Genomic DNA, 12,274 nt, shown 5'->3' on the forward strand with positions numbered 1-12,274 from the left:
GGCCCAACGGCGCCAGGAGCAGCCATTCACGCAGATGGCGCACTTTCACCGAAGGGATTCTTTGTTTCACCCAAAGGGCAGCCGAAGACGATGCCTAAGAGATTGATTGAATGGGAATCGCTTGGTACGTTGGGCGAACTTTCGCCGAAGTTATTGCGCCTGAAAAGGTGTCTTTAGGCGCAATAAAAACACTGTTATACACACCACATGGAGAGAGGTAGATGAAGTCTGTAGCAATAGCCATCGCACTGGTTGCTTCTTTCTGTGTTGGTGCACTTTGGCAAAAGTGGAACCTACTTGAATCTGGGCCAGTGCAGTTATCGGAGACGCTGGTGCTCCAGGCACACCCAGACTCCCTTGGGCAACTGCCTGCTGGAACAATCTTGTACCCATACTCTAGTTCGGGAAGCGTCGAGACTTTTGTGGTGTTTGTGAACACCAAGAACCTCAACCTCCTTAAGCCACATCACTTCGATACTGCACTAACTGTGTCTCCAATCGATGCATATGTGGAGTAGGGTGTATAACAAGGCGCTACAGGCGGATCGCGATCGTTTGGTTGGCTGTCGCTCGTGCCTCGCTGATTCCAGCCAACCAAACAGCTTCCGCTGAGCGGGGCGTTATGTGTAATAGAGGAGGCAGCATGTGGGGTGAGCTTCATGAAGAAAAAACTGTATGCGTCATGCTGCCGAGTGTCTGGTGTGCCCAAGAAGGCCATCGTGTTTTTAGTGAGTTAGGCGCAACACTATTTGATGATGTTTATGGTTTTGCTCTTAATCCAGAAGAAGTGGAAGATTGGCAATCTGAAACATTGCTAGATATTGTGCTCATGTTTAAAGGGCGGGAGGTAACCCACTCTGATAAGTTTGATCAAGTTGTACTTTCATACCTGTTTGCATCTCGTCCTATCGCAGACCAATGTAGAGCTTTAGAGCTTATCGAAGCTTTAGTAAGCATGCTCGGCGGCATTGCTAATTATGGAAATGAAGCATTTAGTATGGAAGCTGTTCGTAGAGACTGGGATAGGTGCAATGAGTTTCTCTATGAACAATGGAGAGAAGAGCCAGGAAGCGAGCAGCTTGCAATCATGATTGAAGAAAATTACACATAACAAGGCGCTACAGGCGGATCGCGATCGTTTGGTTGGCTGTCGCTCGTGCCTCGCAGAATCTAGCCAACCAAACAGCTCCCGCTGAGCGGGGCGTTACCGCCGAGACGCTCAATGACCGCTGTGGGGTGTTTGACGTCCAACCGGGTGACAAGCTCTATATCCCCAAAGAGGATCGGGTTCGGATCTGGTAGTCGCGTGCAACGGGTTTGCACATAAGAGAAGGGGGCATTAAGCCCCCTTTTTTCGTCTATGCCTGAACTCATTCCGCCAAGCTCGGAAGAGGGGAGCTTTACGTAACGTGGGCCGGTGGCCCACGGTCCCCCGGCGAATTCAGGTGACCAGTAACTCTAAGATGGGTATTCAGTTAAGCCGCCGAGCATAAAAAAAGGCCCCGGAGCGTGGACTGCCGAGGCCTGTGTCGGAACTTAGAATCTAACCGTATAGCCCGCTGCGAAACTGCGCGGCTTGCCGGCAAAGATGGAACCGTGAACGCGTGTTGTCATATAGGCTTCATCCAGCAAGTTTTCCGCAAGGAAATAGATCTCTTGATTTTCACCGATGAAATAACGAGCAGAGAGGTCTACAACGGTCTTAGCCTCAATCAGTTCCTCTTGAGGAATAGAACCCGCACCAGCCTTTGTGCGAATATCATCCGTATAACGGGTTGCCAGGTTCAGCTGCCATGCTTCGGTTTGAGCACCTACTGACAAGTACAGCTGATTCTCAGGCAGATAAGGCAGTTCGTAACCTTTTTTCACATCGCCCCAAACCTCGAAGTCAGAACTAAACTCATTGGCAAATTTTGCATCTGTGTAGGTGTAACTCAGTTTAAGTGGGAACATGACTCCGCCGTCCGCGTTGAACGTGTAGGCTGTGCTCAACTCAAGGCCTTTAACGTCCACTTCGCCAGCGTTGTACTGGTTATCCAGGTCTTCCTCATCACAGCCTTGTGCAGCGGTACAGTTACCATGCATGTTGCGGTAATCACTGTAAAATGCTACCGCTTCAAGGCTCAGCTCACCCGCGTTGTAGCGACTGCCAAACTCATAGTTCCAGCTCTCTTCAATATCGCCACTGGCATTACCTGGAGCCGGCGGTGCGAAGCCCTTTTGCACGCCAGCCAAAATCAGGAGGTCATCGGTTATCTGCCAAGTGGCAGCCAACGCGGGCAACAGCGCATCAAAGCTGTTCTTGAGGTCCTTGTTTGGTGCCCCGATGCGAGCCGGGTTGCTTTTTCCCCAATCTAAACGGCGAGTTTCGATATCTTCATAACGAAGCCCGGCTAGGATATTAAAGTCCCCAACTGTGAATTGGTCCTGAACATATACGGCGACAGCATTCGCACTATCAATTCTGTTAGAGTCAGTCCCGGGCACACCCGCTTCAATCAGACTCCAGTCATAATTGCTGCTGAGTTGATACTTATCGACCCACTGGAAGCGGTCCATTTCATCTTCATGTAAGCGCAGGCCAAAGGCCAGTTCATGGTCGCCAAATACGGCATTCAGTTCAGTTTGAATACCCTGAGATAAATAGTCACGGTTATTGGCTTTGATGTCTACAGATAAGCTTTCACCATTCGGATTGGCATCAAACGCGGCTGCGGTTTCGATGCCTCCATCACCCAGGCTTTTCCCATCAATTTTTGAGGCTTTATACCAGTTTCGATGAAAGGCGTTGTAGTAAGCAACAGTGCCAAGACTGATCTCGGGCGTCAGTTCAATCCGATGGCTCAACTGCACCTGCTTATGATCGGTGTTCATCTGGTCTTTTTGGGAAGCACTGTAGCGGCTGTATGGGTTACTGGAGAAATCCTCCTCCGTTAATCCCATGTAGGTTTCATTGGAAGTTTCTTCAGAGTACTTCAGTTTCACCTCCAACTCCTGATGGAACTGAGCGCCTTGATCTGAAGTAAAGCGGACCTTTGCCAAAGCATCGGTTTTGTCAAAACCGGTGTTCCCACCGACGTGGTTGATGTCACGGAAGCCATCAGCCTGGTAGTGGAACACCTCTGCCACTGCGCCTACGCGATCGCCTTGACCACCACCATACGCGTGTACTTTACCAAAGCCATCCTGGCCGAGGCTCAGGTCAACCATTCCTGCCATATCGGCATCAGGAATTTGGCGAGACAGCAGGTTCACGACACCACCCGTGGTTCGCGGCCCATACTTGATGGTGGAAGAACCTTTAAGCACCTCAATGCTTTCCATACGCCCTGCAGTCGGAAAGTAATAGGCAGCTGGAGAGGCGTAAGGCGCTGGGGCAGCCAAAACGCCATCTTCCATAACGGTGACTTTTTCTGAGCGATTCTGACCAGTACCACGCATGCCAATATTGGGGCGTAGACCGTAGCCATCCTCTTCCTGCACATAAACACCAGGAACCGTCGATAACGTACGCATGATGTCGGTGAACTTGTAGGTGTCCAGGTCTTCCTGAGAAATCAGATGGGCACTCCCTGGAGTTAAGACCAGAGGGTTATGGCTCCCAAAAATTGTCATTGTTTCAGTGACCTTTGCTTCTTCCTCACTCGCGATTGCAGGATGAGAAAGCGCCCCAATTAGAGCGGAAGCGACAAGGCTGAGGGATAGGTTAGTTTTAATCGACACGGGATATCCTTAATCCAAACTGAATGGTAACTATTCTCATTATGCTTACCGATTGCAGTTTGGAAACAACTAGGACACATCTCTGAGTCATTGGGCGCAACACATCGCTTTTTTGTGAGCTGGCGCACCCCGTAGGGCGGCGAGGTAAAGACACGTGGTCTCAGTTGTTAATGCCTTGACTGAATCGACCCTGTCTCCATGACTGGCGAGGCACCCGCCTAACTCTAACGAGACATTCACCTAAAACCTTCTTAGTTGGACACCCACCTTAGGAGCTTACGGCTGCTTCGGGGCGTTTTGCGCCATTCGAACCAGCTGCACAGGGAGTGAGTGACCAAACTGCCTTGTCAGCGGACACTAAGACGCCAAATGCAAAAAGCGCCCATAACGGGCGCTTTTTTCTTGGGTGACGCGCCGGCTCACGCGTAGGCGTCTTCCAGAATTTTGCGGCTTTCCTCGAGGCCCAGATCGCCCTGCTCGGACAGCGCCACCATGCCGTGGGCCTGCAGCGCGTCGATCACCTTATCGATGCCTTCCCGCTCGACGCCGTAGTCGGACAGGCGGGTTTTCACCCCCAGGGACTCGAAGAAGGCACGGGTACGCTCGATGGCGGCGTCGATGCGCGCGTCCTCATCGCCCTCCGTGAGGTCCCACACCCGCTCGGCGTACTGCAGCAGCTTGGCGCGTTTTTGCGCCTTGCGGTGCTTCCACATCGACGGCTGGACGATGGCCAGGCTCTGGCCGTGGTCGATGCCGAACAGGGCGGTCAGCTCATGGCCAATCATGTGGGTGCTCCAGTCGTGGGGCACACCGACACCGATAAAGCCGTTCAGGGCGGAGGTGGCGCTCCACATCAGGTTGGCGCGGGCCTCGTAGTTCTCGGGCTCGGCCAGGGTCACCGGGCCAATTTCGATCAGTGCCTTGAGGATCCCCTCGGCGGTGCGGTCCTGCACCTGGGCGCCCACCGGGAAGGTGACGTACTGCTCCAGCACGTGAACAAAGGCGTCCACCACCCCGTTGGCCACCTGCACCGGCGGCAGCGAGAAGGTCAGGCTGGGGTCCAGCACGGAGAATTGCGGGTAGAGCAGGGGGCTCATCAGCGGGAACTTGCCCCCCTGGTAGGAGATCACCGCGCCCATGTTCATCTCGGAGCCGGTGGCCGGCAAGGTGGCCACGGTGGCCAGGGGCAGGGCGGTGTCAATCGGCGGCGGCGCGAAGCCGTGCTTGAGCAGATCGGCGGTGTCGCCCTCGTAGGGGGCCGCGGCCGCCACAAACTTGGTGCCGTCCATCACGGAGCCGCCGCCCACCGCCAGCAGGAAGTCCACCTGCTCGGCGCGCACCAGTTCCACCGCTTTCATCAGGGTGTCGAACTGGGGGTTGGGCTCGATGCCGGAAAACTCCAGCACGGTGCGATCCCCGAGGCCCGCCAGGACCTTGTCCAGGGTGCCGAAGCGTTTGACGCTGCCGCCCCCGTACAGCACCAGCACTTTGGCGCCCTTGGGCACCAGGGTGTCCAGCTCGCCCAGTCGGTCCTGGCCGAAGACGATGTGGGTGGGGTTACGGTAATCGAAGTTCTGCATGGGAGTGGTTCCTTGCTGTTGGATGGCTCCATATTAGCGAGCCGGCCACGGCTTTGAATGGGCGATACCGTCAAAAGCATGCCTAAAACGCTCACTGCGGCGTTTTTTGTGCAATCCGGTTCGGGCCTGGTTTATCCTGTGGCCACACCGATTCACCCGAGGTATTCCATGACACCACTGGCCCAACTGCTCGATGCCCTGGCCCCCGAGGAGGGCTACAACCCCACCGCTTTGCCCGGTGTCGGGGTCTACCGGGCCAGCACCTCTCGTCCGCGGGAGCCGCTGTGCTACCAGCAGGGGATCATCATCATGGCCCAGGGCTCCAAACGGGTGCACCTGGAGGATCAGCACCTGGATTACGATCCGGACCACTACCTGGTGCTCACCTTGCCCATTCCCGCCGAGTGCGAAACCCGGGTCAAACCGGGCGAGCCCTTGCTCTCCTTGTTGGTGGACATCGATTTGGCCCAGCTCAATGCCCTGGTGCGGTTGTTCGATGAGCATCAGCTGGGCCAGGCCGGCAACGACCGACTGGCCGAGGGGCGCAGCCTCTACGTCAGCCCCATGACCGAATCCTTCTCCGAGCTGGTACTCAAACTGGCCCGGGCGCTGCAATCGCCGCTGGAGCTGGCGGCCCTGGGAGAGGGGTTGGTGCGGGAGCTGCTGTTTCATCTTCTGCAGGGGGCCCATGCCGGCCCGCTGTTTGCCCTGGCTCGCCATAACACCCACCTGGCGAGGCTGGAGCGAGCCCTCAAGCACCTGCACGATCACTTCCATCGGCCGCTGGAGGTGGAGCAGCTGGCCTCCCTGGCCAACATGAGCCCCTCCACCTTCCACCGCAACTTTCGCCAGATGACCGCTTCCTCGCCCATCCAGTACCAGAAGAAGCTGCGCCTGACCCGGGCCAAGGAGCTGCTGCTGGATCAGGGGCTCAAGGTGAAACAGGCGGCGGCCATGGTGGGCTACGAAAGCCCCACTCAGTTCAGCCGGGAGTTCAAGCGCTACTTCGGCCAGACGCCCCAGCACTGTGCCCAGGGCGGGTGAGACCTTTCGACGATTGACGGTGTCGCTTCGGTCCACCATGTTGAGAGGGCGGTTAACCGCCACCGACACATCGACTGACGCACCAAGGGGCCGAACATGGCATCACGGGACACCCTGCTGTTCGACATCAATGAAACCACCCTGGACTTGGCGCCACTCAGGCCCAAGTTCGAGGCGGCCTTTGGCGATGCGGGGCACGCGAGGCTGTGGTTTGCCACCTTGCTGCACAGCTCCACGGTGTGCGCCCTGACCCAGGTGCGCACCGGCTTTGCCGAGCTGGCCGGCGCCATGCTCGACAGCCTGGCAGCCCGGTTGGGCGTGACCTTAAGCGAGACGGCCCGGGGCAATATCCTGGCCACCTTTGCCAGCTTGCCGGCCCATTCGGACATGGTGCCGGCGCTCAAAACGCTTCGGGCGGCGGGCTACCGCACCGTGGCCTTCTCCAACTCCTCGGAGCAACTGGTTCATCAGCAGATCGACAACGCGGGCCTGAGCCCCTACTTCGACTCGGTCATCTCGGTGCAGGGCGCTGGCAGCTTCAAACCGGACCCCAAGGCGTATCTTCACGCCGCCCGCACCCTAAACCGGCCCCCGGCGGCCCTTCGACTGATTGCCACCCACGACTGGGACACCCACGGGGCGATAAGCGCCGGGCTGAAGGCCGGCTACATCGACCGCAGCGGCACGCCCTACCATCCCCTCTATCACCGCCCGGATGCCGTCGCCGACACCATGACAGCGCTGGTGGCGCAGATCCGCGCCTTGGATGGCCGGGAGTAAGGCGCTCACCCTCAGGAGGAGGCCGTCGCCACCCGGGTGAGGAAGTCCGGGCCGTTCGCCAAACGTTCGAACAGCTGCTCACGAAAGGCGCGCACCCGGGCGGAGACCAGCTTGCGGTCCGCCCACACCAGGTAGACCTCTCCGGTGGGGCAGGTCACCTCCGGCAGCACCGGCACCAGTTGTCCCTGGGCCACCAAAGGCGCCAGGGTTTTACGGGGGATCAGGCAGATCCCAAGGCCTGCACAGGCAGCCTGAATCACCAGTCTCAGGCTGTCCACCGAGTAGCGAGGATTTACCGGCACTCGCACAGCACTTTCGCCCTGGTGAAACTCCCAGAAGGGCAGCTTGTTTCCCGCCAGCAGGTGGTGGGTGAGCAGGGCCTGGGGCTCGGTGGGGGTGCCGTGCTGTGCCAGGTAGTCCGGTGATGCGCCCAGGGCCAGCTCCAGGTTGAACAGTTTGCGCTGCACCAGGTTGAGGGCCTTGGGCGGGTTGGTGGCCACCGCCAGATCGATGCGGTCGTCGACAAAAGCGTCGGTGTCCGAGGCGAACTCTATGTGGATCACCACGCCCGGATGGGCCGTCATAAACTCGATGGCCAGCTGCTGCAGAAAGGCGTCCGCGAAGGGTTCCGGGCAGGAGACGCGGATCTCGCCGGTTAGCGCGGTTTGCTGGCTCGACATGCCGTCCCAGGCGTCGTCCAGCTGGCCGAACAACGGGGCAAACTTCCGGTAGTAGGCCTCGCCGGCCGCGGTCAGGCGAAACTGCTTGGCATTGCGGTGCACCAGCTTCTCCCCCAGTGCCTCCTCCAGGGCCGCGACGGCACGGGAGAGGGTGGGGGCCGACACCTTAGCCGCGATACTGGCGGCGGCGAATCCCTTGTGCTCCACCGACTGGCAGAACCAGTAGAGGTGAGTGATCTCTTTAGCCTTCATATATGCACGCTTACTTTTCAATGTTGTCCGTTTTTGAACGCATGGCCCAATGCTAGATTAGCGCCACGTTTTCAACAACCGGACCGACACCATGAAAAAGCTTCCCCGTCGATTTCAATATCCGCTGATGGTCTCCATGGTGCTGCCCACCATGCTGATGGGCATGCCGGCCATCCAGGCCTACAAAACTCTGCCCCAAGGCGAGCCCTTTCTGGACGCCTGGCTGGCAGCCCTGGGCCAAATGCTGCCCACCACCCTCCTGCTGCTGGCGGTAGTGGCGCCCACCGCTCGCCTGGTGGTAACCCGGCTGCTGCTGGAGCCGGAAGTGGCCCACAACGATGCCCCCGTGGCGCGATAACACGGCTGAGGAGGCCTGACCATGAATCAACATACGCTGGAGATCACCCTGATTGCCTCGGTGTTTGTGCTTACTGCCCTGGGTCTGCGTGCCCTGAAACGGGCCCAGTTGAGTCGCAGCGAGAAAACGCAGAAAGCCCTGACCGGCTTGCTGGGCGGCTTTATCCTGATGGCGGGTACGGTGAAGTTTTTCGACCCCTTCACCACCATGTACACCACCCAGATCGCCCTGAGCCAACTGCCGTTCCCCACTCTGACCCGCTGGCTGGGGCAGGCGGTGGAGGTTGGGGCCGGCCTGATGCTGCTGTTGACCCTGGTTCGTGGAGCCAGCCTGGCCAAACTCTGGAGCGATGGGCTGTTCGTATTGGGGAACCTGATGATCCTCGGCGCCATGTCCGTGGCCCTCTACGTCCACTGGCACCCGGATGTGCCCGCTACCGTGCTGCCGATGCAAAGCAAGCCGCCGGTGATGACTCTGGTGGTGATGGCCCTGGTGGCTTGGAACCTGTCGCTGCACAGGCGCAATCGCCTCCGCGCCCGTTGAAGCCTAAGCGCCCCTTATCGGGGCGCTTTTTGGATTTCGGGCGCCGATGGTTGCGGGCATTACCCTCTCTGGCGCGCCTCTTCCATACTCTGAGTGTCGCGCCCGGTCGGCGCCAAATAAGGAGAGGCGTATGAAACCGACAGCCTGGGTGCTGATGCTCATCGGTGGCGGCGCTGTGGCGGCGGAGATCAACCCCATGCCCCCCAAGCCCGGCCTCAGTGGCAACCTGGGGGCAGGCGTTACCTACTTCTCGGTGGAGTCCAACTTCATCCCGGGCAACCGCCTGGTGGATTTGGAGAACGAGAGCATCGGCGATCTCAATCGGGCACCGGGTTCGGAGAGCACCCTTTCGCCCAGCTTCCAGTTGGATCTGCGCTACACCCTGGCCAACGGTCGTAGCCAGTGGTTTTTCGGTAACGCCCTGCAAGATCTGGTGCGCTTGGATCTGACCCAGCAGATCGGCTTTCGCCACAAGGTCGAGGGCTGGGGGACACCGTCGGTGAGTTACGTCTTCTCCAGCGTGCCCACCGAGGTATACCAGGACCCTTTCGAACTGAACGTGGCGCGCAATAAGACCGACCGCGACTCCAGCGGGTTTCGCCTGGGCTGGGACAACATCGCCGGCTCCCCGGTGGGGGTGACCTACACCTGGCGGGAGGTGGAGGTGGAGCAGGAGCGCAGCGGCGCGCAGCTGCGTGCGCTGGGGGACCTGACCGCCGAAGAGCAGGCCAGGCTTCGGCGCGACGGCACCCAACAGCGCCTGGAGGTGCTGGCGCTGCTCGACCTGGCGCCGGGCCACCGACTGGCCCCCGAACTGTATTACGTCAACCGAGACATCGATGGCGAGGCCAACGCCGGGGACAGTTACGGCGTCCAGTTGACCTATTCGCGTCGCTTTCCCGCCTCCACTTTGGTGCTCAGTGGCGCCTACGGGGTGCGGGATTACGATGCGGCCAACCCCATCTACGAGCGCCGGGCGGACGCCGACGAGTACGGCCTGGCCGGCACCTACATCCTGCACAATGTGCTGAACTTCAAGCAGTGGGACCTGCTGCTGGGCACGGCCTGGTACGAGTCCGACTCCGACATCGATTTCTACGACACCGGGGTGTTCGCCGCCACGGCCACCGTGCTGTACCGTTTTCAGTAGCCCTCATATGGGCAATAAAAAAGCGCCCCTGGGGGCGCTTTTTTGTCGGTGCGTGGCTGTTACTCTTTGGCCATCAGGTACTCGACCATCGCCATACGCTGCTCGTTGGTTTCGATGTCGTCGGAGTAGAGCACCATGTACTTGCCGTTGACCACCAGGGTGGGCACGTACTTCACATCCAGGGCGGCCATCTCACGCTTGGTGGCCTCCACCAGGGCGTTCACCTCGGCCCCTTCGGCCCGCGTTTGCAGCTCGGCGTAGTCCAGGCCGCGCTCGGCAAAGAAGGCCTCGAAGTCGGCGTGCTCCGGCGGGGTCTTGGCGCGGCGCAGCTCGACGTAGCGGGTCATCAGCTCGGGCACCACAGCGGTGTTGCCGGTTTGCGCCAGGGCGTAGTAGAGGCGGGCGTCGCGCTCCCAGATCTCGTTCTTGGCGGAGTGGCGGGTGTAGAGGGTGACCTCCTCATTGTCCGCCAGGTAGCTGTCCACGTAGGGGGCGATGTCGATGCAGTAGGGGCAACCAATCCAGATGAACTTCACCAGGTAGGGCGCCTCGGCCTCGATCTCCATGCCGCTGATGGCCTTGTAGTGCACGCCCTCAACAAACTCGAACGCGCCTTCCACTTCCGGCAACTGGGCCGGGACGGCCTCCTGGGCCTGGCTTTCAGAGCAGGTGGCGAACAGTGCGGCCTTGCCGTTTTCCTCTGTCTCGGCTTCCCCGCCGCAGCCCTGGGCCAGGGCCGGGGCGCTTACCGAGGCCATGGCCAGGACCGCCACGGCCAGTGCACGTTTGGTGGTGTGCGCGAATGTGTTCAGCATTACCGAATCCTTACGTTGAAAATATCGAGGTTTCGAACAGTTTAACCTCTAAAAACCGAGCCATACTAGCAGTCCCCACTCCGTCCCAGATACGCCCAGGCCTGGCAAAATGCGTGATGTTTGAACTGGATCCAACTCCGGTTGCGCGAATGGCATTTCCGGAAACCCCAAAAGGGCGCCCCTGTCGTCCGGCGCGGTGCGCCCCTAGGCGGTCGAATAGGGGGCGCCTGCGCTATGCTTTGCCATCATTCCTGGTGTTTTTGGGCTCAGGCGGTGCCCGAAATCAAGGAGAGGTGGAATGAACGCCGAGCAGGTGTCGAACCTTATCGATACCCTCTATGACTGTGCCCTCAAGGGGCTGCTGCCCGATTTTCTCCACGCGTTGGCCCAGGCCACCCAGAGCACCAAGTGCTTTATGATCCTGAACGGCCAGATCGTGCTGGATCCCAAAGGCGAGCAGTGGCGCGAACCGATGTTGGCCTACTTCCAGGAGATGGCCTCCTGTCCCTATTTCCAGCAGATGAAGACTACCCCGCTGGGGCAGCCGCTGCTGCTGTCGGAGCGCGTACGGGCGAAAATTAAGGCCTCCAAGCTGGAGCCCTATTACCAGGACAGCGAAACCGAGCAGATCCTCGGGGTGTCCCAAACCCTGGATGGCCAATTGATAGGCCTGTCGGCCCACCGGGCGGACCGGCGGGTGGAGTACGACGACGCCCATGTCAGGCTGTTTAAGATGATCGCCCCACATCTGAAGCGGGCCGTGGCGCTGCAGGAGACCTTCCAGCCGGCCTACGCCCGGGAGCAGGCCCTTAAAGCCGCGGTGGAGCTGTGTCACCAGCCGGTGGCGGTGACCGATCGCGAAGGCCAGCTTCGGGCCTGCAACGCCCCCTTCGAGGCCTGGCTGGCGGGGCTCGGTAAGTCCCTGTTGGTTGTGCATCACCACCACCTGGAGGCCAAGCCCCAGGGCCTCAATATGGCGTTGACGCCGTTGCTGGCCCAGGGCTGTTGCGGCCGGGGTGGGGACATCCCGCTACCACGGGGCCGGGGGGTGCTGCGTCTGCTGCCGGTGCCGGCCTCGCTGGGCGATAGGTTGGTGATGTTGGTGGTGCTGCTGCCGCAAAACCCCGATCTCTCCTGGGCCATCGCCATGTACGACCTCAGCAACAAGGAGTACCAGGTGCTGTCGCAGCTGGCGGCGGGCCAGTCGCTCAAGGAGATCGCCGAGCACAACTTTGTCAGCTACAACACGGTGCGCACCCACATCCACCACCTGCTGGCCAAAACCCACACCCACTCCCAGCAAGAGCTGTTAAGCCGGGTGGCTCGTTACAGCCACTAGCCCTCAAGGG

At 59.5% G+C, this 12,274-nt stretch carries 11 protein-coding genes; 7 read left to right on the plus strand and 4 right to left on the minus strand.

The window, feature by feature from the left end; all coding sequences use genetic code 11:
- Positions 1–643: 643 nt before the first annotated feature.
- Positions 644–1,111, plus strand: coding sequence for a hypothetical protein (locus tag KUV81_RS03340; RefSeq protein ID WP_222542427.1), 468 nt, complete (start codon positions 644–646; stop codon positions 1,109–1,111).
- A 425-nt stretch (positions 1,112–1,536) separates the two neighbouring features.
- Here the strand turns inward: KUV81_RS03340 and KUV81_RS03345 are convergent, their stop codons facing one another.
- Positions 1,537–3,717, minus strand: coding sequence for a TonB-dependent receptor family protein (locus KUV81_RS03345; protein WP_409995558.1), 2,181 nt, complete (start codon positions 3,715–3,717; stop codon positions 1,537–1,539).
- A gap of 425 nt (positions 3,718–4,142) precedes the next feature.
- Complete coding sequence (locus tag KUV81_RS03350) at positions 4,143–5,303, minus strand: iron-containing alcohol dehydrogenase (protein ID WP_222542428.1); 1,161 nt, start codon at positions 5,301–5,303, stop codon at positions 4,143–4,145.
- Between the two features lie 168 nt (positions 5,304–5,471).
- Between KUV81_RS03350 and KUV81_RS03355 the strand changes: the two genes are divergently transcribed.
- The gene (locus KUV81_RS03355; RefSeq protein WP_261389182.1) at positions 5,472–6,347 is read left to right on the plus strand and encodes an AraC family transcriptional regulator; all 876 of its coding nucleotides are present in this window, start codon (positions 5,472–5,474) and stop codon (positions 6,345–6,347) included.
- A gap of 96 nt (positions 6,348–6,443) precedes the next feature.
- Complete coding sequence (locus KUV81_RS03360; RefSeq protein WP_222542430.1) at positions 6,444–7,127, plus strand: haloacid dehalogenase type II; 684 nt, start codon at positions 6,444–6,446, stop codon at positions 7,125–7,127.
- Between the two features lie 11 nt (positions 7,128–7,138).
- Here the strand turns inward: KUV81_RS03360 and KUV81_RS03365 are convergent, their stop codons facing one another.
- Positions 7,139–8,059 carry a LysR family transcriptional regulator gene (locus KUV81_RS03365; protein WP_222542431.1) on the minus strand — a complete coding sequence of 307 codons (921 nt, stop codon included), beginning with the start codon at positions 8,057–8,059 and terminating at the stop codon, positions 7,139–7,141.
- A gap of 91 nt (positions 8,060–8,150) precedes the next feature.
- Here KUV81_RS03365 and KUV81_RS03370 point away from each other — a divergent pair, with 91 nt between their 5' ends.
- The 3 genes from KUV81_RS03370 (at position 8,151) to KUV81_RS03380 (ending at position 10,110) form a co-directional block, all read left to right on the plus strand.
- Positions 8,151–8,417: a DUF2798 domain-containing protein gene (locus tag KUV81_RS03370; protein WP_222542432.1), complete on the plus strand. Its 267-nt coding sequence runs from the start codon at positions 8,151–8,153 to the stop codon at positions 8,415–8,417.
- 21 nt (positions 8,418–8,438) lie between these two features.
- Entirely contained in the window at positions 8,439–8,960 is a 522-nt protein-coding gene (locus KUV81_RS03375; protein ID WP_222542433.1) for a hypothetical protein, read from the plus strand.
- Positions 8,961–9,090: 130 nt separating this feature from the next.
- On the plus strand, positions 9,091–10,110 hold the full coding sequence (locus KUV81_RS03380; protein WP_222542434.1) for a DUF2860 family protein: 1,020 nt from the start codon (positions 9,091–9,093) through the stop codon (positions 10,108–10,110).
- A 59-nt stretch (positions 10,111–10,169) separates the two neighbouring features.
- Here the strand turns inward: KUV81_RS03380 and KUV81_RS03385 are convergent, their stop codons facing one another.
- On the minus strand, positions 10,170–10,925 hold the full coding sequence (locus KUV81_RS03385; RefSeq protein WP_222542435.1) for a DsbA family protein: 756 nt from the start codon (positions 10,923–10,925) through the stop codon (positions 10,170–10,172).
- A 298-nt stretch (positions 10,926–11,223) separates the two neighbouring features.
- On the opposite strand from KUV81_RS03385, the gene KUV81_RS03390 reads away from it, so the two are divergent.
- Positions 11,224–12,264, plus strand: a complete 1,041-nt coding sequence (locus KUV81_RS03390) for a helix-turn-helix transcriptional regulator (RefSeq protein WP_222542436.1) — start codon at positions 11,224–11,226, stop codon at positions 12,262–12,264.
- The last annotated feature ends 10 nt before the right edge of the window (positions 12,265–12,274 follow it).

The organism is Ferrimonas balearica (assembly GCF_019802085.1).
In the GTDB taxonomy this organism is placed as follows: domain Bacteria; phylum Pseudomonadota; class Gammaproteobacteria; order Enterobacterales; family Shewanellaceae; genus Ferrimonas; species Ferrimonas balearica_B.

Excerpts from the sequence above, each read along its gene's own strand:
- KUV81_RS03340 (WP_222542427.1), top strand. The coding sequence starts at position 644 with ATGTGGGGTGAGCTTCATGAAGAAAAAACTGTATGCGTCATGCTGCCG.
- KUV81_RS03350 (WP_222542428.1), bottom strand. The coding sequence starts at position 5,303 with ATGCAGAACTTCGATTACCGTAACCCCACCCACATCGTCTTCGGCCAG.
- KUV81_RS03355 (WP_261389182.1), top strand. The coding sequence starts at position 5,472 with ATGACACCACTGGCCCAACTGCTCGATGCCCTGGCCCCCGAGGAGGGC.
- KUV81_RS03360 (WP_222542430.1), top strand. The coding sequence starts at position 6,444 with ATGGCATCACGGGACACCCTGCTGTTCGACATCAATGAAACCACCCTG.
- KUV81_RS03365 (WP_222542431.1), bottom strand. The coding sequence starts at position 8,059 with ATGAAGGCTAAAGAGATCACTCACCTCTACTGGTTCTGCCAGTCGGTG.
- KUV81_RS03370 (WP_222542432.1), top strand. The coding sequence starts at position 8,151 with ATGAAAAAGCTTCCCCGTCGATTTCAATATCCGCTGATGGTCTCCATG.
- KUV81_RS03375 (WP_222542433.1), top strand. The coding sequence starts at position 8,439 with ATGAATCAACATACGCTGGAGATCACCCTGATTGCCTCGGTGTTTGTG.
- KUV81_RS03380 (WP_222542434.1), top strand. The coding sequence starts at position 9,091 with ATGAAACCGACAGCCTGGGTGCTGATGCTCATCGGTGGCGGCGCTGTG.
- KUV81_RS03385 (WP_222542435.1), bottom strand. The coding sequence starts at position 10,925 with ATGCTGAACACATTCGCGCACACCACCAAACGTGCACTGGCCGTGGCG.
- KUV81_RS03390 (WP_222542436.1), top strand. The coding sequence starts at position 11,224 with ATGAACGCCGAGCAGGTGTCGAACCTTATCGATACCCTCTATGACTGT.